Annotated in this window: 17 protein-coding genes and 6 tRNA genes; 1 reads left to right on the plus strand and 22 read right to left on the minus strand. The window is 64.3% G+C overall.

Annotated features, from left to right (window positions below; translation table 11 throughout):
* Positions 1-165 precede the first annotated feature (165 nt).
* Positions 166-978, plus strand: coding sequence for a PEP-CTERM sorting domain-containing protein (locus H5407_RS10455; RefSeq protein WP_183104386.1), 813 nt, complete (start codon positions 166-168; stop codon positions 976-978).
* A 218-nt stretch (positions 979-1,196) separates the two neighbouring features.
* Here the strand turns inward: H5407_RS10455 and H5407_RS10460 are convergent, their stop codons facing one another.
* The 22 genes from H5407_RS10460 to truA form a co-directional block, all read right to left on the minus strand.
* Complete coding sequence (locus H5407_RS10460; protein WP_183104387.1) at positions 1,197-2,486, minus strand: GNAT family N-acetyltransferase; 1,290 nt, start codon at positions 2,484-2,486, stop codon at positions 1,197-1,199.
* A gap of 104 nt (positions 2,487-2,590) precedes the next feature.
* Positions 2,591-5,365, minus strand: a complete 2,775-nt coding sequence (gene prsT, locus H5407_RS10465) for an XrtA/PEP-CTERM system TPR-repeat protein PrsT (protein ID WP_183104388.1) — start codon at positions 5,363-5,365, stop codon at positions 2,591-2,593.
* A 31-nt stretch (positions 5,366-5,396) separates the two neighbouring features.
* The gene (prsR, locus tag H5407_RS10470; RefSeq protein WP_183104389.1) at positions 5,397-6,764 is read right to left on the minus strand and encodes a PEP-CTERM-box response regulator transcription factor; all 1,368 of its coding nucleotides are present in this window, start codon (positions 6,762-6,764) and stop codon (positions 5,397-5,399) included.
* Positions 6,761-8,878 (minus strand): XrtA/PEP-CTERM system histidine kinase PrsK, encoded by a 2,118-nt coding sequence (gene prsK, locus H5407_RS10475; protein ID WP_183104390.1) that lies wholly within the window; start codon positions 8,876-8,878, stop codon positions 6,761-6,763. The genes prsR and prsK overlap by 4 nt, the downstream gene beginning before the upstream one ends.
* A gap of 68 nt (positions 8,879-8,946) precedes the next feature.
* Positions 8,947-10,329: a TIGR03013 family XrtA/PEP-CTERM system glycosyltransferase gene (locus H5407_RS10480; RefSeq protein WP_183104391.1), complete on the minus strand. Its 1,383-nt coding sequence runs from the start codon at positions 10,327-10,329 to the stop codon at positions 8,947-8,949.
* A 548-nt stretch (positions 10,330-10,877) separates the two neighbouring features.
* Positions 10,878-10,954 (minus strand) — tRNA-Asp (locus tag H5407_RS10485).
* 67 nt (positions 10,955-11,021) lie between these two features.
* A tRNA-Glu gene (locus tag H5407_RS10490) sits at positions 11,022-11,097 on the minus strand.
* A gap of 45 nt (positions 11,098-11,142) precedes the next feature.
* Positions 11,143-11,218, minus strand: a tRNA-Ala gene (locus H5407_RS10495).
* Positions 11,219-11,297: 79 nt separating this feature from the next.
* A tRNA-Asp gene (locus H5407_RS10500) sits at positions 11,298-11,374 on the minus strand.
* 81 nt (positions 11,375-11,455) lie between these two features.
* Positions 11,456-11,531: transfer RNA gene (locus H5407_RS10505), tRNA-Glu, on the minus strand.
* A gap of 44 nt (positions 11,532-11,575) precedes the next feature.
* Positions 11,576-11,651, minus strand: a tRNA-Ala gene (locus H5407_RS10510).
* Between the two features lie 124 nt (positions 11,652-11,775).
* Positions 11,776-13,182 carry a glutamate--tRNA ligase gene (gene gltX / locus H5407_RS10515; protein ID WP_183104392.1) on the minus strand — a complete coding sequence of 469 codons (1,407 nt, stop codon included), beginning with the start codon at positions 13,180-13,182 and terminating at the stop codon, positions 11,776-11,778.
* The gene (locus tag H5407_RS10520; RefSeq protein WP_183104393.1) at positions 13,182-14,423 is read right to left on the minus strand and encodes an O-succinylhomoserine sulfhydrylase; all 1,242 of its coding nucleotides are present in this window, start codon (positions 14,421-14,423) and stop codon (positions 13,182-13,184) included. The genes gltX and H5407_RS10520 overlap by 1 nt, the downstream gene beginning before the upstream one ends.
* Positions 14,420-15,934, minus strand: a complete 1,515-nt coding sequence (gene purF, locus H5407_RS10525) for an amidophosphoribosyltransferase (protein ID WP_183104394.1) — start codon at positions 15,932-15,934, stop codon at positions 14,420-14,422. Before purF ends, H5407_RS10520 begins: the two co-directional genes overlap by 4 nt.
* A 77-nt stretch (positions 15,935-16,011) precedes the next feature.
* Positions 16,012-16,500 (minus strand): CvpA family protein, encoded by a 489-nt coding sequence (locus H5407_RS10530; RefSeq protein WP_183104395.1) that lies wholly within the window; start codon positions 16,498-16,500, stop codon positions 16,012-16,014.
* A gap of 4 nt (positions 16,501-16,504) precedes the next feature.
* Entirely contained in the window at positions 16,505-17,350 is an 846-nt protein-coding gene (locus H5407_RS10535) for an SPOR domain-containing protein (RefSeq protein ID WP_183104396.1), read from the minus strand.
* A gap of 99 nt (positions 17,351-17,449) precedes the next feature.
* Positions 17,450-18,811, minus strand: coding sequence for a bifunctional tetrahydrofolate synthase/dihydrofolate synthase (folC, locus tag H5407_RS10540; RefSeq protein ID WP_183104397.1), 1,362 nt, complete (start codon positions 18,809-18,811; stop codon positions 17,450-17,452).
* A gap of 69 nt (positions 18,812-18,880) precedes the next feature.
* Positions 18,881-19,753: an acetyl-CoA carboxylase, carboxyltransferase subunit beta gene (gene accD, locus H5407_RS10545; RefSeq protein ID WP_183104398.1), complete on the minus strand. Its 873-nt coding sequence runs from the start codon at positions 19,751-19,753 to the stop codon at positions 18,881-18,883.
* 91 nt (positions 19,754-19,844) lie between these two features.
* Positions 19,845-20,654, minus strand: a complete 810-nt coding sequence (trpA, locus tag H5407_RS10550; RefSeq protein ID WP_183104399.1) for a tryptophan synthase subunit alpha — start codon at positions 20,652-20,654, stop codon at positions 19,845-19,847.
* Positions 20,651-21,949, minus strand: coding sequence for a tryptophan synthase subunit beta (gene trpB / locus H5407_RS10555; protein ID WP_183104400.1), 1,299 nt, complete (start codon positions 21,947-21,949; stop codon positions 20,651-20,653). Before trpB ends, trpA begins: the two co-directional genes overlap by 4 nt.
* Positions 21,950-21,993: 44 nt before the next feature.
* Positions 21,994-22,635, minus strand: a complete 642-nt coding sequence (locus tag H5407_RS10560; protein WP_183104401.1) for a phosphoribosylanthranilate isomerase — start codon at positions 22,633-22,635, stop codon at positions 21,994-21,996.
* 34 nt (positions 22,636-22,669) lie between these two features.
* A complete protein-coding gene (gene truA / locus H5407_RS10565; protein ID WP_183104402.1) occupies positions 22,670-23,458 on the minus strand; it encodes a tRNA pseudouridine(38-40) synthase TruA in 789 nt (262 codons plus the stop codon).
* Positions 23,459-23,576 lie beyond the last annotated feature (118 nt).

A 23,576-nucleotide genomic window follows, 5' to 3' on the forward strand; every position in this document is an offset into this window, starting at 1 on the left:
GCACTTTACATCCCACACCCCAATGGCCCCCCTCCCAAAAATATGAGTGAACAAGCCATTGAATTTATTGATGTTTTTTCCATTGGCACAGGGATTGCAAGTAAGACCGCAGGCGGCTCAGCGACTCGCAAGCTGACCAACCTGAAACAAGGAATGGAGAGAAATATGAACTTCAAGCACTTTGTGCGCACCGCAGCCGCTGCAGCCCTGGTCGCAGCCAGTGCCTCGGCTTCCGCAGGCTATGTGGTGCTGGATGGCTGGCAGCTGCAGACGCCCACCACCAGCACCCCCAACATCGGTCGCCTGAATCTGACCAGCGGCACCGCCGTGGTTGAGCAGCAGGTGAACGGCCTGGGTCAGGCTTTCGTGGGCGCCAAGTTCACGGAAACCGGCTCGATCTACTCGCTGACCTATACCAAGGAAAACGTGACCGGCGGCGGTGACTTTGGTGCTCCCAGCATGCTGGGCGACATGCTGACCATCTCGTTCTCGAACGTGGCCGGCAAGGTCGTGGCTCTGAACCCGGGCGGCGGCTTCAAGTACCAGTTCACGTCGGGCACCTTCATGATGTCCGGCCTCGGTGGTGCCTACGCTTCCGGCTCCATCGTCGGCCTGGGCGGCAACGCCTCGTCGACCGCCGTGATCGGTGGCTTCAACGGCGACTCCACCCTGCTGGCCATGGTGCTGAACACGCTGAACCCCAGCTTCGCTATCAAGGACAGCCTGGGCAACAACCTGGCTGCTGATATGGCCATGGGCAAGGTGCTGTTCCAAGCCGTGACCAACAACAACACCACGGGCTTCCTGGGCACCGGCGCTTGCTCCTTCGACGCCACCAAGGTTTGCTCCAAGGTGACCGTGGCTTCCGGTGGCGATGCCTACCTGGTGCGTGACATCCCCGAGCCCGCAAGCATCGCCCTGGCTGGCGTCGCTCTGCTGGGTCTGGGCGTGGCTCGTCGTCGCAGCGCCAAGAAGTAATCAGCTTCGCTGACCAAGAAAAGGGGTGCCGATGGCACCCCTTTTTCATTGACGTTCAGCCGCTGAACTCCACAGGCCCGTGTGCACCACTGTCTACACCGGCCAACAGGCACCCGGCACGCGGTGCCACGACTCAGCAGCGCCCTGCTAACACGCAACACAAGGTTGTGCCGCGAGCAAGCCCTGCCCCGTTTGTGGGGGCAAGGGTTCCGGACAATTCACAAGTCCCGATGCGTCTGCCCGGTTTCGAAGGCAGCTACGCAGTTGCGCCAGGGCGCATCGGCTTCGTCCACCAGTTTGAAACCGAAGAAGCGTCCTTGTTCTCCTTCGCGCTTGCGCACAACCTGCGCTCGCAACCTGGCGCGCTCATGTTCGCCCAGATCGACCACCACATCCCCGACAGCCTCCAGGGGTAAGTCATTTCCGCAACGAGCCTGGAAGCCGGCCGCGGAGATCTCGATGATGTCCAACACACAGACGCGCTCGCCGGTGGCGGACACCAGTCGCATTTCCGCAGGGCAACGAATCGAATACCGCTGATGCTGTCGGAGCGGGTGATGCTCAAGCGCCTGCCCGGCCAGCATGGGCAGCACCTGGCGGTACTCAGCGGTGTTGTAGATGGACCAGAGCAAAGCCTTCTTGCGGTCGTCCAGGTTTTGCAGGACAGGACTGCGCGTATTGAAAAAATGGTCCAGCAATGCGGGCGTCAGCACCGGATCGTTGGTCGTGAAATAGCGCCGGCTGGGTAGCAAGATGTTGTCCAGCGACTGGCGGTAGAAGAAGTGGTGGAGGTTCTTGCGCGGTGGTCGGAACTGGTACACCGCCCGAAACAGTGCTTCCGATTGGCTGAGGTCCAGAGTCGCTCCCACCGCCGGAGCACCGTTCGCAAAATCATAGGCATCGACGGTGTGAGCCTGCAGGCGCTCGAAGAACAGCAGGGCTTCGTACAGTTCGATCTTGTCAGGATTGACCGCAATGACCAGATGCCGGGTATCGAAATACTCGGTGCAGTACTGGTGCATGAATTTCATGAGGGGGAACAGCACCGCCCCACCGGTTTTGCGGAAATCCGGGTGCACGGCAAGTGCAGAAATCTCGGCGATGTTGCCGCGCTTGCGCCGAACCCCGGCAAGATCGAACACGCTTTGAAGCGGGAACCCAAAGACCCCCTCGCGAATCATGGAGATCGTCCCCACGACCCGACCGTCCCACTTTGCGCAAATGGTGGTGGTGGTCGGGAGCGCGTGATAGATCGTGATGCGCATGCCGGAGGGGTCTGGCTTCATGAAGCCGGCAGCCACATAGGCATCATGAAGAATGCGGAAGCAGGCTTCCAACTCTTCCTGGGTTTCGGCAATCTTCAGTTGCAGCCGGGCGTCCGGCTGCGGGTCGCAATCCACCATGCGGCGATAGATCGCAAATCTCCAGTCCCAGGGCAGTCCGGCGAACAAGGCACGCAGGCCTGTATGCAGACGTTTGCGCAGACTTGATCGCTTGATGGCGGCCATGAACGTACCTCCCTGCCAAGCCTCGTCGAGGCCTGAGGCTGATGCAGCTTACTGCAAGAAGGCCGCCAGGAGCGCGATCTACTCTTGCCCGCCGCTTCGCTATTTCAGAGTTGACGTTGCAGCTCGTCCTTGAGCCGCTTGAGCTCGCCTGACAGCTGCACCGCATCCAGTTTGAGCAGCTCCGCCTTGGCGCCACGCTTGTCACCCATGTCAAGCAGAGCCTGAGCCAAATGTACCCGTGACGCGTGAGCTGCCGGATTCAGCTGAACGGCCTTGCGCAAGGCCTCCAAGGCACGGGCAGGCTCCTTGCCCGCCAGATAGACCATGGCCAGGGTATCCCAATAGTCATCCACATCGTCGCGCACCTGAACGGCGCGCTGGGCAAACTCCAAGGCTCCTGGCTTACCTGTCTTCATCAGGATCCATGCCAGGTTGTTCAATGCCGCCGAGTGACGGGGCTCGATCGCAAGCACTTGCCTGTACAAGGACTCCGCCTCGGGCAGCTTGCCCGCCTGCAATGCCCGGGTGGCCAGGTGGCTGAGGAAATGGGCATCCTGTGCGTGGGCCGCCATCCAGCCGGAAGCCAGCCGCGCAGCGTCTGCCGACTGGCCCGCATTGAGCAGCACGCTGTGCAGCTTGATGGCCAGCGTCACATCATCGCGCTGGAGGTCCAGGGCGGCCCGGTATTGGCGCGCCGCCTCGGGCCAGGCCTTCTGGGCATAGGCCACGTCGCCGTTGGCCGCAAGAATCACGGGTTTGGCCACGCCCGCCACCTCCATGTCCTTCAGGGCTGCCCGCGCATCGGAAAATTTGCCCAGCGCCACTTGAACAGCCACCAACTTGCCCACGACCTCGACATTGCGAGGCGCCAGTACCATGGCTCGGCGCAGGTCCTGGGCGGCAGCGGCCAGATCCTTGACCTGTGCATGGACCTCGGCCATACGCAGGTAGGGGTCCGGAGAGTTGGGCATCTTGGCCACCAGCTTGTTCAAGGTGCTGACAGCCTGGTTGACGTCGCCGCTGAGCGCCTGCACCTGGCCCAGGGCCAGCAGCATCTCGGCACTGTCAGGAATGGCGCTGAGGCCCTCTTGCGCGGCCTGCAGGCCCTGCTTGACTTCGCCTTGCGCCATGCGGTGCCGGATCAATGCCAGCCGCGGCTCCGCCGCATCAGGTGTTGCCTTGATGGCCCCCTGCAGCAGCTGCTCGTACTCGCTGGCGCTGGCACCGGCCCGGACGCGCAGCTCGATGGCGGCCATGCGGGCGCGGGCATTGCGGGGGTCCTTCTCCACCATGGCGTCAAAGCGCTTGATGGCATCGGCGATATGCCCTGCATCGACATCAAGCATGGCCAGTGCAACGGCAGCCTGGAAGTGGCCCGGCGCCAGCTGCAGCGCCTGCTCGAATGAAGCCCGGGCCTCAGGGAGCTGCTTGGCCCGCATCTGGATGCTCCCTCTCAGGTAGGGCGCATCAGCCAGCTTGGGCTGCTTCTGCTGCAGCTGGGCAATGGCCTGCAGCGCGCCGGCAGCATCGCCCCGGCTCAGCAAGGCGCTGATCAGCGCCAGATCCGCGGTGTAGCCGGTGGCGTCAGTGGCGGCCAGACCCTTCAAAGCCCCCAGGCCTTCGTCGATGCGGCCCTTCTCCAGGTCCACGACGGCCAGGGCGGTCTTGCTGCGGACGTCCTTGGGGTCCAGATCAACGGCTTTGCGGAAGGCTTCCACGGCCTTGCCGGTCTCCCCTTGCATCAGGTAGGCCTGCCCGGCCAGTGCCATGGCCGCATGGCTGCGGCCCTGCTGCTCCATCAGGGGCTGCAGCGCGCCGAGGGCCTTGCCCGCCTCACCCGCCTTGAGCAAGGTGTGGGCCAGCAGCAAGCGTGCGGAGGGGTTGTCTGCCGACTGGTTCAGTGACTGGCTGAGATACTTCTCGGCCACGAGCAGCGCACCCGACTGCGCAGCGATGGCGCCGGCCAGATGCAGGAAACGTGCATCCTCGGGCCCCAGCTTCAGCATGGCCTGGGATTCCTCGTTGGCCTGCTTGAGGTCGCCGGCCTCCAGGGCCACGAGTGCCGCAACAAAGCGGGTCTGGGGATGGTTGGGCAAGGCCTTGCGCATCAGCTCGACCTGCTTGCGCGCGGCATCCAACTCGCCCTTGGTGAGCCGGAACGTCGATAAGCCTACATTGGCGCCGACGGACTTCGGATCCAGGGAAAGCGCCTGCTCATAGGCCGCCACGGATTCAGAGTCACGCCCCAGGCCAAAGCGCAGGAACTCCGCTTTCGCCAGCCAGGCCTTGGCATTCTTGGGTTCGTCCGCCAGCACCTGGGACACACGCTGCAATGCCGTCTCATAGTCGCCGCTATAGCCCGCAACATTGGCGGCCACGAGGAGGGTCCGCGGCTGCTGGGCATCAAGACTCAAGGCCGACTGGATGAAGCGCTCTGCATATTCCTTGCGCCGCAGCAGCAAGGCCGATTCGGCCAGGGTGGTCATCAAGTCGGCCTGGGCGGCCGGTGCATCCAATTGCGTTCGGGAAAACTCGCTGATGACCTTCTCGAACTCGCCATAGATGAAGAGGACCCGGGCCAGCGGTGGCACCAGTTGGTCGGCCGGATAGCCCAGCTCGCGCGCCTTCTCGAGCTCGATCCGGGCGCTGATGGGGTCGCCCTGGGCCAACAAGGTGGTGCCAAGGAGGAACCTGGCCTCAGCCATGGAGGGATCACCCTGCAGTGCGCTCTTGAGTTCGATCGCGGCACTCTTGCCGTCGTTTTTGGCGAGCATGGCCTTGGCGGCGGTGAGGTGCTGCTCCGGCGTCTTGCTGCCACAGCCGCCGAGCAGGGCTGCCGCCAGGCCTGCGGCAAGAATCGTTCTGGAAAATGCCAGCAAAGCTGCCTCCTTTAGCGCGGTCTCTGGCCGCTCATTTCAACTGTAAGCGGTTCATCAAATCGTACAGCGTGGGGCGGCTGACACCCAGCAGCTCAGCGGCGCGGACGATATTGCCGTCCGTTCGCGCGAGCGCCTTGACCACAGCCTCCCGCTCGGCTCGCTCACGCACCTGCCGCAGATCCAACTCTGGATTGACGGGCTGCGCACCGTCATCCACCGCCCCGCGGATGGACAGGTCCGCGGCCGCGATGCGCTCATGCTCGGCCATGATCACGGCGCGCTTGATCACGTTCTGCAGTTCGCGGACGTTACCCGGCCACTTCCAGCGCTCGATGACGGACTGCGCATCCTCGCCCAGGCTCAAGCCGGGACGCCGGAGCTCCGAAGCAAAGCGCTTCACGAAGGCATGCGCGAGCAGTACGGCGTCGCCCAGCCGTTCGCGCAAAGGCGGCACCTCGACCACGATCTCTGCCAGGCGGTAATAAAGGTCCTCGCGGAAACGCCCCTCGGCGATCAGCGCCTGGAGGTCTTGGTGCGTGGCGCCTACCACGCGCACATCCACCGCAATCTCGCCCCGCCCGCCCAGACGCTCGATGCTGCGCTCCTGGAGGAATCGAAGGAGCTTGGCTTGAAGTGCCATGGGCAGATCGCCAATTTCATCCAGCATGAGGGTGCCGCCACTGGCAGTCTCAATCTTGCCGACGGTGGTCTTGGTTGCCCCGGTGAAGGCGCCCTTCTCGTAACCGAACAACTCGCTCTCTAGCAGTGCCTCAGGAATGGCCGCACAGTTGATAGCCACGAACTTGCCGCTGCGGCGCGAGGCAGCATGCAGCCCTTGGGCCAGCACCTCCTTGCCGGTGCCACTTTCGCCGAGGATCAGTACGGTTGCATCACTGGGGGCCACCCGCTCGACCATGCGGCAGATCTTCACCATCTGAGGATCCCGGGTCAGCAGGCCGCCCAGGGCATCGTGCTGCTGCTCGCGCTGAAGACGCCGGTTTTCCTCCTGCAGCTCATGCAGGCGGAAGGCACGCTCCACCGTCAGGGACAGCACATCGGGATCCACCGGCTTGGACAGGAAGTCATAAGCGCCCAAGCGGATGGCGCGCAGTGCATTGGCATGGTCGTTCTGTCCGGTCAGCACGATCACCTTGGCAGCAGGATCCAGCTCCAGGAGGCGCTCCAGCAGCTTGAAGCCTTCGCTGACCGAGTCCTGGTCCGGGGGGAGCCCCAGGTCCATCGTGACCACGGCCGGCTGGTGACGCCGGAACTGCTGCACCGCGCTGGCGGCGTCGCTGGCCAGTACGGCGTCGAAACCATCCAGCGACCATTTGAGTTGCTTCTGCAAGGCAAGATCGTCCTCGACGATCAGCAGCTGACGTGTGTTCTCGTTACTCATGCAGCATCCACCATCCCCAAGCCTTGGCCTTCCTGTGTCAAAAGCAGCGGCAGGCTGATTGTGAGGCGTGTGCCCTCGCCCACCACACTTGCCACCTCGATCTTGCCCCCCAATTCCTGGACATACTGGAAACTTTCGAAGGCGCCGATGCCCATGCCTGTCTCCTTGGTCGTCTGGAAGGGCCGGAAGAGCTTGGTCTGGATGAAGTCCTCGCTCATGCCCACGCCTGTGTCGTTCACGGTGACCACGGCATTGCTGCCATGACGATGCAGGCTCGCCCATACCCTGCCTTCGGGCGGGGTCGCGTCCAGCGCATTCTGCACGGCATGGCCTAACACGCGTTCGACGCGGTCCTCCTGGCCTCGACACTGGATGGACTCCAGCTCGCCAAGCTCCAGCGAACGCCCTTTCTTTGCGGCCTGTGCCTGCAGGCGTCGAAGCAAGGCCTGCAGTTCCACGCCGCCCTGAGCACCGAGGGGTCGCTGGCCATCGCGGAGCTGCATCAGCAACTGGCGCATCTTCTCCAGCGAGTTCTCGACCGTGGCCAGCATGTCGTCCTGGAACTCGGGGTTGTCACGATGCTTCTGCGCGTTCTTCATCATCAGCGACAGCTGGGTGACGATGTTCTTGAGGTCATGGACCACGAAGGCGGACATCTTGTGGAAAGCGTCGAACTTGCGAGCCTCCAGCAGGGCCTCGGCCGCCTGGACCTGGGCGAGAAAGCCGGCCGCCTGGGCACTCGCTGTCTTGAGCAGATCGCGAACCTCCCAGTTCACATCCAGGCTGGCACGCGAGCGTTCGAGCACCACGAAGGCAATCAGGCGCGGGCCGGCAAGCAAGGGCACGATCAGCCAGTGCCTGGGCTCGTCCAGCAGAGCCTGGGGCACCCGGACCCACTGCTTGCCCATCTCGGCGCCGCCGGCACGCTGCTGGTCCAGATCCAGAATCCATCCGGTGCCGGACAGAAACTGTGCGAACTCGTCCTGCTCGGGAATAACCAGCGGGCTGCGGACCGCATTGTGGCGCACTGCTTGCACAAAGCCCCCCTGGGTCTGCGAGGGCAGCCACAAGGATCCGCCCAGGCTCTCGACCAGGTTGGCGAGGCCCTCGATGATGGATTGCCCCAATGCCTCCGGCGAGTTCTGGGAGGACAGCATCGCCGTGAAGCGCAGCCATTCCTCGCGGTAGTCGTACCGGTAGCTGAAGAAGTTCTTGCTGATGTAGACGCGCAGCTTGGCGCGCAGGGCCCCGGAGAAGAACAGCAGCAGCAATCCGACCAAAGACAGGACCAGCAAGCCGATCTGCAGGGCACGGCCCCATCCGCCGCCGGTGTAGCGCAGGTAGTACCCCACGGCCGAGACCGACAGGAGGTACAGGCCGCTGAGTATCAGCGTCGCCGAATGGAAAACCGCAGCCCGTGACACGTGCAGCTTGGCGATCCAATCCTTGTGCCTTCTAGCCGCGACAAAAAGCAGAGGAACCGCAATGGCGTGCACGCCGGCGCGAATGCTCACGGCGTCCAGGTCGGACTCCCTGAACAGCGCCATCTGCGAATACAGATAGAGATCGAAGGCGAAGATCACGCCCAGCGCAATGCAGACCGGCTTGGCATTCCAGCGCGCGCTGGCTTGGACGTTCTGGTGCAGCTGCTCGACCAGCACCAAGCCGAGTACGGCCAGCGCCAGGCAATCAAAGGCGGCCCAATGGTTCAGCACGGCCCGCGGGGCGGGAAGCAACTGGGGCAGCCCTTCCAACACGGCCTTGCCCAGCAGCAGGGCCAGGGCGAGCCATTGCGCGCTGCGATGGATCAGACGCCTGTCGTCCAAGTTCCGCCCTTCCTGCAGAAGCCAGCGCATGAAGCCCAGCCAGGCCAGGTAGCGGGCGGCGTCAAGCAAGGGAGGCAGGGCCTGCAGGATGCCATCGCGGGTCTGCAGCTCCTGGAGCAGTCCCGCGGCAGCCCAGGCAGCGCTGAACAGCAGGCCCGCCCAGAAGAACCAGGCGCCACGGCGCTGCTCTCCCTGCAGTCGCCTGAGCTGCAGGCCATAGGCGACTGCAAACGCCCCATAAAAAAGCAAGGCCAGCAGAAAGCCGGCCACGCCCAGATCAAATGACATCAGCGATGTGCATCAATGTATGAACAGCGCCGCGGCAGGGCCGCGCCACCCACGTGACGGAGCGCGGCTCAGCGAGCTCCCTTGCCTGTCAGGACCACTGCAACGGTTTCCAGCAGGATCAGCAGATCCAGGAACAGCGTGTGGTTCTTGACATAGTACAGATCGTATTGCAGCTTCTCGACGGAGTCTTCCAGCGTAGACCCGTACTCGTAGCGCACCTGGGCCCAACCGGTCACGCCTGGCTTAACGCTGTGACGGACGGCGTAGTACGGCACCTTGGTAGTCAAGTCATCTACGAAGAAGGGACGCTCGGGTCGCGGACCGACCAGGCTCATCTCGCCGCGCAGTACATTGAACAGCTGCGGCAGTTCATCGATCCGGACACGACGGATAAAGCGGCCCACGCGTGTCACGCGGTCGTCGTTCTTGCTGGCAAAGCGCGGCTTGCCGTCTTTCTCGGCGTCAGTGCGCATGCTGCGGAACTTCACCACCTCGAAGGTCGTGCCGTTCAGCCCCACGCGTTCCTGCTTGTAGAAGATCGGGCCGCGCGATTCCAGTCGGACGGCCAACGCCGCCAGCAGCATGATGGGGCTGCTCAAGACCAACAGCAGACCCGAGAACAGCAGGTCGAAGCTGCGCTTCACGAAGGTCCGGAACATGCCTTGGTTGAAGCCGTCACCGAAGATGAGCCAGCCCGCATTCACATGGCTGATCTTGATCTGGGCCAGCGTCTTCTCGAAGTGGGTTGCGATGTCCACGACGCGCACGCCGTAGATCTTGCAGTCCAGCAGTTCACGCAGCGGCATGCTGCCGCCGCGACGCTCGCTCAGGGCCACGACGATCTCATCGACGCCCAAGCGCAGCGCCGTTTCAGTCAGGGTGCCTTGCGGCTGGATGATGTGTGCATGAGCCACAGCCGTCTCGGTCTCATTGGGACCGGCGAAATAACCCACGATCTCCGCATGTGGATCGGCGGAGTTCAGTGTGGCCCCAACAGACTTCGCCACGGGGCCGGCACCGAAGATCAGGATCTTGGTGCGCGAGCGCGCATGGACCGAAGAATGCGCGGCATAGACGCGATGCACCATCACGGCAGCGATGGCAGCCATGGCCGCCAGCACCAGCAGGTCACGATGGGGAATGGAAGCCGGTACCAGGCGCGAGAAGCCATAAGCCAGAGGCAGCGCCACCAGGGTAGCCAGCAGTGCTCGGGCGCAAGACTGCGTCAGCGAGCGGTTATGCGTGTGCTGATACAGGCCAGAAGCGGAATTGATGACAAACATGAAGCCTGCCAAAGACAGGCCCTGCGAAGCGGCGAAAGGAATGAGCGCATCGGCCGAATCCCCTTTTGCCATCACGACAAGCATCGTTGCCAGGAAGATCAGGCCCAGGTCGAGCGCAACTTGCATCAGCGTGCGCCGATGAAGGTAGTGGTTAAAAATTCTGATCATGCCAATCCCCAAACACGCTTCCCGATCAAACGGGCTGCCCCAATGGCCTTCTGCGCCATCAGGACTCCGCCGGACTTGCAGTGCGGTGCATCATGCCTCCAGGCCCCTTCGATGAAAGCCCCCTGTTTGGAGGGGCGCCCCCTGAGTTGGTGCGGTAGTTCACAAGGGCGCGCCGATACCTTTTGTTTCACCGCACCCCAATGATTATGGAAAATGTCACGATGAAATCGTATGCAAGATTAGCGGCGAACCGTGAAGGATTATTGACGGCTCCTGGTCGCGGAGGCCACACCCCACTCCACGCGAGGCAGAAGAAACTGCCCCCATTGCGTTCGCCAGCAATATTTTCTTCCGTACGATCGATATTCCCCGACCATACCCTTCCTGCGATGATTTGCCACAGCAGCTCCTAGTTGACAGCAACGGCAAAAATCGTGCCGGCCTGAAATGCCGATGAACCAGCCTGCAGAAGCCAGGCAACACCGCACAGCAAGATCGCAGGGACAAAAGAAAAAGCCCTGGCTGCATTGCAACCAGGGCTTTGAATTTGGCGGAGTGGACGGGGCTCGAACCCGCGACCCCCGGCGTGACAGGCCGGTATTCTAACCAACTGAACTACCACTCCTGATGCCGCCTCGTGCGAGGCGGCACAGAACAAGTTTCAGAGCAATGCCCTCAAGCCTTGTCAAACTTGGCGTCCCCTAGGGGATTCGAACCCCTGTTACAACCGTGAAAGGGTCGTGTCCTAGGCCTCTAGACGAAGGGGACTAAACCTTCTATCTTGAACCGCGCGCCACCATTTCAAAAGAAATTTGGTGGAGGTAAGCGGGATCGAACCGCTGACCTCTTGCATGCCATGCAAGCGCTCTCCCAGCTGAGCTATACCCCCATTGAGCCTGGCTCAATAACGGCGCGCCGTTCAAGCTATATATATTATACACAGTATTTGTTAACTGCATACAAATTGTTGGCGGAGTGGACGGGGCTCGAACCCGCGACCCCCGGCGTGACAGGCCGGTATTCTAACCAACTGAACTACCACTCCAAATATTGCAGCGTATTATAACCACAATATTTAACAAGTTTGCAATCTGTTTTTCAACAAACTGCCAAGCCTTGTCAAACTTGGCGTCCCCTAGGGGATTCGAACCCCTGTTACAACCGTGAAAGGGTCGTGTCCTAGGCCTCTAGACGAAGGGGACTAAACCTTCATTCTTGAACTGCGCGCCACCCATTCATTTGAATTTGGTGGAGGTAAGCGGGATCGAACCGCTGACCTCTTGCATGCCATGCAAGCGCTCTCCCAGCTGAGCTATACCCCCATCGAATCTCTTCTTTGGGCAAACGCCACTCAACACTGCTGCCACTCAAGCCAAGCTCGGTAGCCATCGCGTTGCGCTTTGTTTGTTGCGCCGTTCAAGCGAGAAAAAGATTATAGAACGCTTTTCAGAAGGAGCGCAAGCGTTTCACAACAATTTCTTTGTCGAAGAGCTCCAGCACCGCATCGACCGAGGGGGTTTGCGCGCGACCGCACACGAGCACTCGCACCGGGATGGCCAGTTGGGGCATCTTCAGGCCATGGGCGGCGATCACTTCCTTGATGGCACCCTGGATGGCTGCCTTGGTCCATTCCAGTTCGCCGAACTTGTCAGCCAGGGCCTGCAGCGCCGGCCGGACGGCATCGGTCAGGTGCTGGGCCCGCTCATCGTCACTGGCCCGGACCTCGGCACCATACATGGACAGCCAGTCCGCCAGGGCGACCGTGGTGCTGCAGCGATCCTTGAACAAGGCACACATCCGAGCCAGGCGGGCGGCATCAGGCACGACCTGACCCCGCTTACCCATCTGCTGAGCAACCAGCGCAGCCAGGCGGGCGTCATCGGCCTGCTTGATGTACTGGCCGTTCACCCACTCCAGCTTGGCGGCATCCCATTGAGCCGGGCTCTTTGACAGATGGCTGCCATCAAACCAGGCCACCAACTGCTCGCTGCTGAACAGTTCGTCGTCACCGTGGCTCCAGCCCAGTCGGGCCAGGTAGTTGAGCATGGCCTCGGGCAGATAGCCGTTTTCCTCGTACGCGGTGACGCTGACGGCGCCGCGGCGCTTGGACAGCTTCTGCCCGTCATCACCCAGGATCACCGGCACGTGGCCGAACTTGGGCAACGGCGCTCCCAGGGCCTGGAAGATGTTGATCTGCCAGGGCGTGTTGTTGACGTGCTCGTCACCTCGGAAGACATGGCTGATACGCATGTCCCAGTCATCCACCACCACGGCGAAGTTGTAGGTGGGCACGCCGTCGGCGCGCATGATGATGAGATCGTCGATCTCCTTGTTGCCGATGGTGATCGGGCCCTTGACGAGATCGTCCCACGTGACGTTGCCGTCCACTGGGTTGGCAAAGCGGATCACCGGCTGCACGCCCTCGGGGATAGCGGGCAAGGTCTTGCCAGGGGCCGGACGCCAGGTGCCGTCATAACGGCGCTTCTCCCCTCGCGCTTCCTGGGCGGCCTTCATGGCCTCCAGCTGTTCGGGCGTGGTGTAGCAGCGATAAGCCTTGCCCTCGGCGATCAACTGATCGACGACGGCCCGGTAGCGGTCCAGGCGCTGCATCTGATAGACGGGGCCCTCGTCGTATGCCAGGCCCAGCCAGTGCATGGAGGCCAGGATCTGATCGACCGAGTCCTGGGTGGAGCGCGCGACGTCGGTGTCTTCGATGCGCAGCACGAATTCACCGCCGTGGTGGCGGGCAAAGGCCCATGAGAACAGCGCCGTACGGGCGGTGCCCAGGTGCAGGAATCCAGTGGGGGACGGCGCAATGCGGGTGCGCACGGGAGTGAGTGCAGTGGTGCTCATCAGTGATTCAAGGTGGAAAGTCCGCGCAGCAGGTCGTCGGTGATGTCGTCGAGATGCTCCAGCCCGACCGACAGGCGAATCAGCCCTTGGCCGATGCCGGCTGCCTGGCGCTGTGCTTCGCTCAGCCGGCCGTGCGAGGTAGTTGCCGGGTGGGTGATGATGGACTTGGTATCACCCAGATTGGTGGCGATGCTCAGCACGCGCGTGCTGTCGATCACATGGAAGGCCGCGGCCCGCGCGGCCTCGGGCGTGTCGCCCTTCAGCTCGAAGGACAGCACCGCCCCGCCCTGCCCCGATTGCTGGCGCATAGCCAGTTCATGCTGCGGATGCGAGGGCAGCGAGGGATAGTAGACACGTGCCACTTCAGGTCGGGTCTCTAGCCAGTGCGCCACGGCCAGGGCCTGTTCGCTTTGGGCCTTCATGCGCAGGCTCAGCGTCTCCAGGCCCTTGAGCACAACCCAGGCATTGAAGGGCGACAGCACCATGCCGGCTGTGCGCACCACGGGGCCGAAGACGTCCTTGATCAGCTTGCTCGGGCCGCACAGGGCTCCGGCCATCACGCGACCCTGCCCGTCCATGTATTTGGTGGCCGAATGCATGATCACGTCGGCCCCCATCTTGGCGGGCTGCTGCAGCACGGGGGAGGAGTAGGTGTTGTCCACCACCAGCAAGGCCCCCACGGCATGGGCGATGTCGGCCAGGGCCTGGATGTCGCAGACCTCGGTCAGCGGGTTCGTGGGCGTCTCGGCGAAGAGCAGCCGCGTGGAAGGGCGCAGCGCATCCTTCCATTCCTGCAGGTCGGTCTGCGAGACAAAGCTGGTCTCAACGCCGAACTTGCCGAACTCCTTGGCAAAAAGATTGATGGTGGAGCCGAACACCGAGCGCGAGCAGATGACGTGGTCACCCGCCTTCAGCAGGCCCATGCACAGCAGCAGGATGGCGCTCATGCCGCTGGACGTGGCGATGGCGGCCTCCGTGCCTTCCATGGCGGCCAGGCGGGCCTCCAGGCTGCGCACGGTGGGATTGCTGGTGCGCGAATAGGTGAAGTCCTCCGACTGCGAGAAGCGCTGGGCGGAGGTCGCGGCATCCGGCTGCACGTAGGCGCTGGTCAGGAACAGGGCCTCCGAATTCTCGCCATGCTGGCTGGGCGCGAGGGCCGTGCGCACGGCCAGGGTCTCGGGACGCAGGCCCCCGGGCAGTTGAGCACGCGCCAGGCGGCGCGCTTCCTCGTTCTGGCTCATTGAGCATCGCCCCCGCTCTGCAGGGCCAGGCGGGTGCGTGCCGGGCCGTCTTCCTCGTCGCCCTGGCTCTTGCGTTGAGCCTGGATGGTGGCGAAGTCCTCGGCTGATACATCGCCGGTGATGTAGTTGCCGTCGAAGCAGGACGCCTCAAAGCCCTTGAGACCCGGCTTCAGCGCGGCCACGACGCGCTTCATGGCGTCCACGTCCTGGTAGATCAGGGCGTCGGCCCCGATGTACTGGCGCACTTCCTCGATGCTGCGGCCGTGGGCGATCAGCTCTTCCTTGGTCGGCATGTCGATGCCGTAGACATTGGGGAAGCGCACCGGCGGTGCGGCCGAGGCCAGGTAGACCTTGTTGGCACCGGCCTCGCGGGCCATCTGCACGATCTCCTTGGACGTGGTGCCGCGCACGATGGAATCGTCCACCAGCAGCACATTGCGGCCCTTGAACTCCAGGCCGATGGCATTGAGCTTCTGGCGCACCGACTTCTTGCGCGCGCCCTGCCCCGGCATGATGAAGGTCCGGCCCACGTAGCGGTTCTTCACGAAGCCCTCGCGGTAGGGCTTGCCGATCTTGTGCGCCAGTTGCATGGCGGAGGGGCGGCTGGACTCGGGGATGGGGATGACGACGTCGATCTCGCTGGGCGGCATGGTCGAGATCAGCCGCTGAGCCAGGGTCTCGCCCATGTTCAGGCGGGCCTGGTAGACGGAGATGCCGTCCATCACGGAGTCCGGGCGCGCCAGGTAGACGAACTCGAACATGCAGGGATTCAGCGAGGGACTCTCGGCGCACTGCTCGGTGTGGACCTGGCCCTGCGTGTCAATGAAGATGGCCTCGCCAGGCGCCACGTCGCGGTCCAGCTTGACGCCCGTGCCTTCCAACGCCACGCTCTCGCTAGCCACCATCACGTCACCGTTGGCGCCGTGGCCAAAGCACAGGGGACGGATGCCAAAGGGGTCGCGAAAGGCCAGCAGGCCGTGGCCCGCGATCAGCGCGATCACGCCATAGGAACCCTTGATGCGCTTGTGCACGGCGCGCACGGCTTTGAACACGGCCTGGGGCGTCAGCGGCAGTTCGCGGGCGACCTGCTCCAGCTCGTGGGCCAGCACGTTGAGCAGCACCTCGGAGTCGCTCTCGGTGTTGATGTGACGGCGATCGACGGCGAAGAGTTCCTGCTTCAATGCATGGGCGTTGGTCAGGTTGCCGTTGTGCACCAGCACGATGCCGAACGGCGCATTGACGTAGAAGGGCTGGGCCTCTTCCTCGTTGTAGGCATTGCCCGCCGTCGGATAGCGGACCTGGCCCAGGCCCACATTGCCCGGCAGCGCTCGCATATTGCGGGTGCGGAAGACATCCCGCACCATGCCGCGAGCCTTATGCATGAAGCACTTGTTGCCCTGCATGGTGACGATGCCTGCAGCATCCTGGCCGCGATGCTGGAGCAGCAGCAGCGCGTCATAGATCAGCTGGTTGACCGGCGTCTGGGATATCACACCAACGATGCCACACATGTTCTCTTCCTCGACTTGTCGGCTTCCTGGGCTGGAAGCACTCGCTACGATACACAGGGCCCGTGCGCTTGTGGCGCTCAGGCCGGGATGAATTTGTTGACCGACTCCGGCAGCAGGGGGTGCAGCACCCGCAGCCCCGACTGCAGCCAGGGTGCCAGCGCGGAGCCTTGCCAGGGTTCGGATTGCGCCAGGGGCGTCATGCCCACCAACAAGGCCACCAGCAGACCGACGAACAGCCCCCGCAAGGCCCCGAAGCCTCCGCCCCCCAGGCGGTCTAGCCAGGACAAGGGCGAGGCCTGGACCAATGCCCTGACCAGCTTGGCCACCAGGCTCCAGACCACCAGGATGGCGATGAAGGCGAGCACCAGGCCAGCCGCATGGCTCAGCGCCGGGCCCAGGCGGCCCTCGGGCAGCATGCCCTGCACCACAGGCGCCAGCCACGGTGACAGCAGGTAGGCGACCAACCAGCCGGCGAGCGCAAGCACCTCATACACGAGGCCCCGCCACAGCCCGACCGCGACGGACAGGCCCAGCACGATCAGCAGAGACAGATCGACCCAACCCATCGGATCAGAGCGTCAGCACCGTGCCGGACAGGCCGCCGCCCCGCAGCTTGGCGGCGGCGCGATCAGCCTCTTCACGACTGGCAAAGGGCCCCACGCGCACGCGGATGCGCTTGCCATCAGGCGTTTCGATGGCCTGCGTGTAGGTCTTCAGTCCCAGCTTCTCAACCTTGCCCCGCACGTCCTGCGCCGCCTTGGCCTCGGCAAAGGCGCCCACCTGCACGATGAAGCGCGCGCCGGCAAGCGCATCGGCCTTCCTGTCCGCCGGCTTGGGCGGTTCGCGTCCTTCCAGGAGGGCCTGGGCGCGCGCGGCGTCGGCATCGCGCTCGGGCTGCGGGCGGGCATGAGGTTTGTCCTGGGCCTTGTCCAGAGGCTTTTCCGGCGCCTTGTCCGCGACCTTGCGCGACTCGAGCTTGGCCTCGGCCTTGGGTTCAGGCTTGCTGGAGGCTTCCTTGCGAGGCTCCGGATGAGACGCTGTTCGGGGCACCTCAACAGGCTTGGCCGGTTCGGCCACCGGCGGCGGCCCTTCATTCACGATGCCGGAGCCCTGGTCCGCGGGCGCCGCGGCATGACGCTCGGCGCTGGTGGCCGACGCCGTGGCCGCCGGCACATTCAGGGGCGGCAGGCTGTCTTTCTTGGGGATCTCGATGGGCAGGTCTACTGGCACCGGACGAGGCTGTGTCTCGAAGACCAATGGGAAGGCGATCACGCCCGCCGCCACCAGTACCGCTGCGCCAATCAAGCGGCGCCGGGCCCGCAGGCGCAGTTGCTGCACGGCATCTAGCCCCTCAGCCACCGGCTTGGCTGCCGTCTTGTTGTCCTCGGCACGCTTGAAGAATGACAGCAAACCCATGTGTGATGCGGCACCTTGGAGAGCCGGAGATGGACGGCGCCAGGGCCGCGTGAGACAGGCGTTGAGGCTCGGCCGGCCCGGCGGCGGGCGGGAGCAGGCTCAGGGCTTGGCAGCCGCTGCACCGGCCATCAGCCTGGGCACACCGTCCTTCAGCACACCGCCCACGGTGTAGAAGGAACCGAAGACCACAATTCTATCAGCGGGGTCCGCCTCGGCAGCGGCAGCGGCGAGGGCGGATTGCGGGTCCGAGTGCTGGGCAACTTGCACGTCCCTGGGCGGTTTCAGCCCGCCTTGCGACTGCAGTGCGGCAAAACGCTCGGCCAGCGCGGCCGCCGTCGCGGCCCGGGGCAGCGGCAGGTCGCAGAAGTGCCAGCGGTCGATCAGGGGTGCGATGCGGGCAAGGATCTCGGCGAGGTCCTTGTCCGCCATGGCGCCGAAGACAGCATGGGTGCGCGGGAAGAAGCCCATCTGGTCCAGGTTCTGGGCCAGAGCTGCGATGGCATGGGGATTGTGGGCCACGTCCAGCACCAGGGCCGGCTGGCCCGGCAGCACCTGGAATCGGCCGGGCAACTCCACAAGCGCCAGTCCGGTGCGCACGGCCTGGGCGCTGATGGGCAGCTGTTCATACAAGGCCTCGAAAACGGCCAGCACGCCCGAGGCGTTCAGCAACTGGTTCACGCCGCGCAGCGCCGGAAAGGCCAGGCCACTGTACTTGCGCTGACGCCCCGCCCACTGCCATTGCTGGCGATCGCCGCCATAGCTGAAGTCCTTGCCCAGTTGGCGCAAGTCCGCGCCAACAGCCGCTGCATGCGCGGCCAGACTGGCCGGCGGCATGGGATCACTGACCACCACCGGCTTGCCCGGTCGCATGATGTGAGCCTTCTCCCGACCGACGGACTCGCGGTCCGGGCCCAGATATTCCACATGATCAAGGTCAATGCTGGTGATCACCGCGCAATCGGCGTCGATGGTGTTGACGGCATCCAGGCGCCCGCCCAAGCCCACTTCCAGAATGACCAGGTCCAGCGGCTCCGCGGCCAGGCGGCTCAGGATGGCCAGGGTCGTGAATTCGAAGTAGGTCAGGGCCACCTCGCCCCGCGCCGCCTCCACGGCCTCGAAGTGCGGCAGCAGGCTGTCGGCCTCCACCGGCGCCCCAGCCACCCGGCAGCGCTCCTGGAAATGCACCAGGTGCGGCTTGATGTACAGGCCCACGCGATAGCCCGCCTGCAGGGCGATGGACTCCAGCATCGCGCAGGTCGAGCCCTTGCCATTGGTGCCCGCCACCATCACGACCGGGACCTGGAAGCGCAGGCCCAGGCGATCCCGCAGCGCATTGACCCGTGCCAGGGTCATGTCGATTTCCTTGGGGTGCAAGCGCTCGCAGTGGGCCAGCCAGTCGTCCAGGCGCTGTTGGGCGGCACTTGCTGGCGGGCTCTGGGGAGCAGTCGGGGCGGTAGTCATGGGCGGGAGGGTCCGGAATGCAAAACGGCCAGGCTGGGGGCCTGGCCGCAAGTAGGCGACGCTGCCGGATCAGGCGACGGCGTCAGAGCTCTGGCGCTGCAACATGGCCAGTTGGCGGGCGATGGTCTCGCGCAGCTGGCGGCGGTCCACGATCATGTCCACGGCACCCTTTTCCATCAGGAACTCGGCACGCTGGAAGCCCGCCGGCAGCTTTTCGCGCACGGTGTTTTCGATCACGCGCGGGCCGGCAAAGCCGATCAGGGCCTTGGGCTCGGCGATGACGATGTCACCCACGAAGGCAAAGGAAGCCGAGACGCCGCCCATGGTCGGGTCGGTCAGCACGCTGATGTAGGGGAGCTTGGCCTTGGCCAAGCGGGTCAGCGCCGCATTGGTCTTGGCCATCTGCATCAGGGACAGCAGGCCTTCCTGCATGCGGGCGCCGCCGGTGGCAGTGAAGCAGATGAAGGGCGTCTTCTGTTCCAGCGCCGTCTCCACGCCGCGGGCGAAGCGCTCGCCGACCACGGAGCCCATGGAGCCGCCCATGAAGTCGAACTCGAAGCAGGCAGCCACCACAGGCACGCTCATCACGGCCCCGCCGATCACCACCAGGGCATCGGTCTCGCCGGTGGTCTCCAACGCTTCCTTGAGGCGATCCGGATACTTCTTGCTGTCCTTGAACTTCAGGGCATCGACCGGGATGACCTCCTGGCCAATCTCGTAGCGCCCTTCCCCGTCCAGGAAGGCATTCAGGCGTGCGCGGGCGCCGATGCGGTGGTGATGGCTGCACTTGGGGCAGACGTTGATGTTCTGCTCAAGATCGGTCTTGTAGAGCACCGTCTCGCAGGAGGGGCACTTGATCCACAGCCCTTCAGGCACGGTGCGACGCTCGGCGGCCTCGCTTTGCTGCATCTTGGGCGGCAGAAGTTTTTCAAGCCAACTCATGGGCAGACTCCTTCGTCTCAGGTCTCGTTGTCGGGCACCGCGCGGCCTTTTGGGTCGTGGGGCACCGGGTGCAACAGGGGCTTCAGCGGTTTCAGCTGCGAGGCAAGGCGTCCAGCGCCTCGCGGATCTCGCGGATGAAGGCCGCCCCCGTGGAGGGCACATTATCGCGTGCTTCGACCTCCAGCAGCTGAACCAGGCGGGAACCGATCACCACGGCATCGGAAACCCGCGCCACGGCCTGGGCGCTGGCGGCATCGCGGATGCCGAATCCCACCCCTACCGGCACCGAGACCTGCGCCCGGATGCGCGGCACCATGCGAGCCACGGCCTCCGTGTCCAGGTGCCCTGCCCCGGTCACGCCTTTCAGCGAGACGTAGTAGACATAGCCACTGGCCACCTTGCCGACGCTGGCCATGCGCGCATCCGTGGACGTGGGCGCCAGCAGGAAGATGGGATCCAGCCCGGCGGCCTTCATCAGCCCGGCGAAGGCCTCGCATTCCTCGGGCGGGTAGTCGACGATCAGCACACCATCCACGCCGGCCGCCTTGGCATCGGTCACGAAAGCCGCTTGGCCGTAGCGCTCCACCGGGTTGGCATAGCCCATCAGGACCACGGGCGTCTGGGCATCCTGCTCTCGAAAGGCCCGCACATAGGCCAGCACCTGCTTCAGGCCGATACCGTGCGCCAACGCGCGTTCGGCCGCCTTCTGGATCACGGGGCCATCTGCCATGGGGTCGGAGAATGGCACGCCCAGCTCGATGACGTCGGCACCGGCGCGGGCCATGGCCAGCATCAGCTCGACCGTGCAGTCCGGGTAGGGATCGCCAGCCGTCACATAGGGAATGAGTGCCTTGCGGCCCTGCTCGGCCAGTCGGGCGAAGGTGGCTTGGATGCGGCTCATTGCGCACCTCCCTTCGCGGGCAGGTTGACAAGCACGGCGTCAGCACCCTTCACCGATTGGCCGCGGCAGGAGGGGCGACAGTAGAAGTCTGCCTTGGACAGATCGGCCACGGTGCCGATGTCCTTGTCACCCCGGCCGGAAAGGTTGACGAGGATGTGCTGGTCCGGTCGCAGGGTCGGCGCCAGCTTCATGGCGTGGGCCACAGCATGGCTGGATTCCAGCGCAGGAATGATGCCCTCGGTGCGGCACAGGCGATGGAAGGCGTCCAGGGCTTCCTGGTCGGTGATGCCCACGTATTCGGCGCGGCCGATGTCCTTCAGGTAGGCATGCTCGGGGCCCACACCGGGATAGTCCAGGCCGGCGGAGACGGAGTGCGTCTCGATGATCTGGCCGTTCTCGTCCTGCAGCAGGTAGGTGCGGTTGCCGTGCAGCACGCCGGGGCTGCCCAGGCTCAGCGTGGCGGCGTGCTTGCGCCCATCCAGGCCTTCGCCTGCCGCCTCGACGCCGATCAGGCGCACCTGCTCATGCGGGATGTAGGGATAGAAGATGCCGATGGCATTCGAGCCCCCGCCCACGCAGGCCACGACGGCATCCGGCTGGCGGCCGATCATGGGGGGCATCTGCTCCAGGCACTCGTCACCGATGATGCGCTGGAAGTCGCGAACCATCATGGGATAGGGGTGCGGGCCGGCCACGGTGCCGATGATGTAGAAGGTCGATTCGACGTTGGTGACCCAGTCACGCATGGCCTCGTTGAGGGCGTCCTTGAGGGTCTTGGAGCCAGAGTCCACCGGCACCACGGTGGCGCCCAGCAGTTTCATGCGGTAGACATTGGGCGACTGCCGTTTGACGTCCTCGCTGCCCATGTAGACCACGCATTCCATGCCGTAGCGGGCACAGATGGTGGCCGTGGCCACGCCATGCTGGCCTGCACCGGTCTCGGCAATGATGCGCTTCTTGCCCATGCGCCGCGCCAGCAGCGCCTGGCCGATGGTGTTGTTCACCTTGTGGGCGCCGGTGTGGTTGAGGTCCTCGCGCTTCAGGTAGATCTGGGCACCGCCCAGCTCACGGCTGAGGCGGTCGGCGTGGTAGATGGGGCTTGGACGCCCCACGAAATGGGCCAGCTCCTTCTTGAACTCGGCGATGAAGTCCGGGTCCTGGCTGTAGCGGGCGTAGGCCTCGTTGAGCTCATCCAGGGCATGGACCAGGGTCTCGGCGACGAAGCGGCCGCCGTAGACCTGACCGTTCACGGGCCCGAAATGCCCGCGGGCATCCGGCATGTTGTACTTTGACATGATGGTTCTCTCTTCAGGGGCCGAGCCACCCATCCCGGGCGGACTCAGCCAGCATCTTCAAGGCGGGCGTCCGCTTCACGGACAGCCTCGCAGAACTGACGCATCAGCAGCGGGTTCTTGAGGCCCTTGGCCTCCTCCACCCCGGAGCTGACGTCAACGGCCCAGGGCCGGGCGCGAAGAATCCCTTCGATCACATTTCCGGCATGCAACCCACCAGACAAAACGACTGGAGAGGGCACGTTTCGAGGAAGCAGTGACCAATCGAAGACCTTTCCACCACCACCATAGCCATCGACGTGGGCGTCAACGAGTATGGCCTGGGCGCTAGAGAACTGTTGGGCGAAGTCTAGCAAATCAAAACCGGGGCTCATGCGAGCCGCGCGGAAATAGGGGCGTGCCAGGCGCTCGCACTGCTGCGGTGTCTCATCGCCATGGAACTGCAGCAGCATGTTCGGCAGCGCCGCCATGGCCTCGGCCAGCAACTCGTCACTGGCGTTGACGAAGAGGCCCACGGGTGTGACGAAAGGCGGCAGGCGCCGGGCAAGCTCGGCCGCACGCAGCGGGCTCACGTGGCGGGGGCTCTTCTCGTAGAAGACAAAACCGATGGCATCTGCCCCAGCCTGGACGGCGAAGTCCAGGTCCTGTTCGCGGGTCAGGCCGCAGATCTTGATGCGTGTTCGGGTCATGGCTGATCTCCCAGGCTGGACCGCGGCGCCGGCCTCACGGCAGCCAATCCATGGCTGCCGTGCGCTCCGGCAGGCCCAGAGGGGCATCGTAGTACGGGCCGAGGAAGTACAGCCCTGCCGGCGAGAAGGTGGGCGCTGCCGCCTGTCGGCTGCGCGCGGCCAGCACCTCGGCCATCCACTCGGGCGCCTTCAGGCCACTGCCCACTGTGATCAGGCAGCCCATGATGTTGCGCACCATGTGGTGCAGGAAGGCAGAGGCGTCGAACTCGAAGCGCCAGTAGGCGCCGCGGCGGTGGATGTCGATGGCGCGCAGCACCTTCACGGGCGAGTTGGCCTGGCATTGCACCGAGCGGAAGGAGGAGAAGTCATGCTCGCCCAGCAGGTGCTGCACGGCGGCTCGCATGGCATCCCCGTCGAGCGGACGGAACACCCAGCCGCAGGCCCCGCTCTCGATGGCCGGCCGCACAGCGGACTCCAGCAGCAAATAGGCATAGCGCCGCCCACGGGCGTGGTTGCGGGCGTGGAAGTCGGCCCCCGGGAAGGCACACCACTGGGTGGCGATGTCGGGCGGAAGGTAGCGGTTGGTCCCGCGCACCCAGGAAAAGGGCTCGCGGACAGCCTGGGTGTCGAAGTGCACGACCTGGTTGAGCCCGTGCACACCCGTGTCCGTGCGACCGGCGCAGATGGTGCGGATGGGCGCATCGGCAAACTGGGACAGCGCTTTCTCCAGGGCATCCTGCACGGTGCGGCCATTGGGTTGCGATTGCCAGCCCAGGTAGCCGTCTCCGCGATAACTGACCCCCAGGGCCACACGCTGCGTCATCGAATCGTCCTCACAGGAAATGCCGGGCCAGCCGCCCCGCGCATGCCGCCAACAGGAACCGCAGGCCCGGCACCGGGGTCAGGTCTTGCGGCCAAGAAAAAAGGCGCCCGAAGCTCGG

It is taken from the genome of Mitsuaria sp. WAJ17 (assembly GCF_014174515.1).
Taxonomy (GTDB): Bacteria; Pseudomonadota; Gammaproteobacteria; order Burkholderiales; family Burkholderiaceae_C; genus Roseateles_B.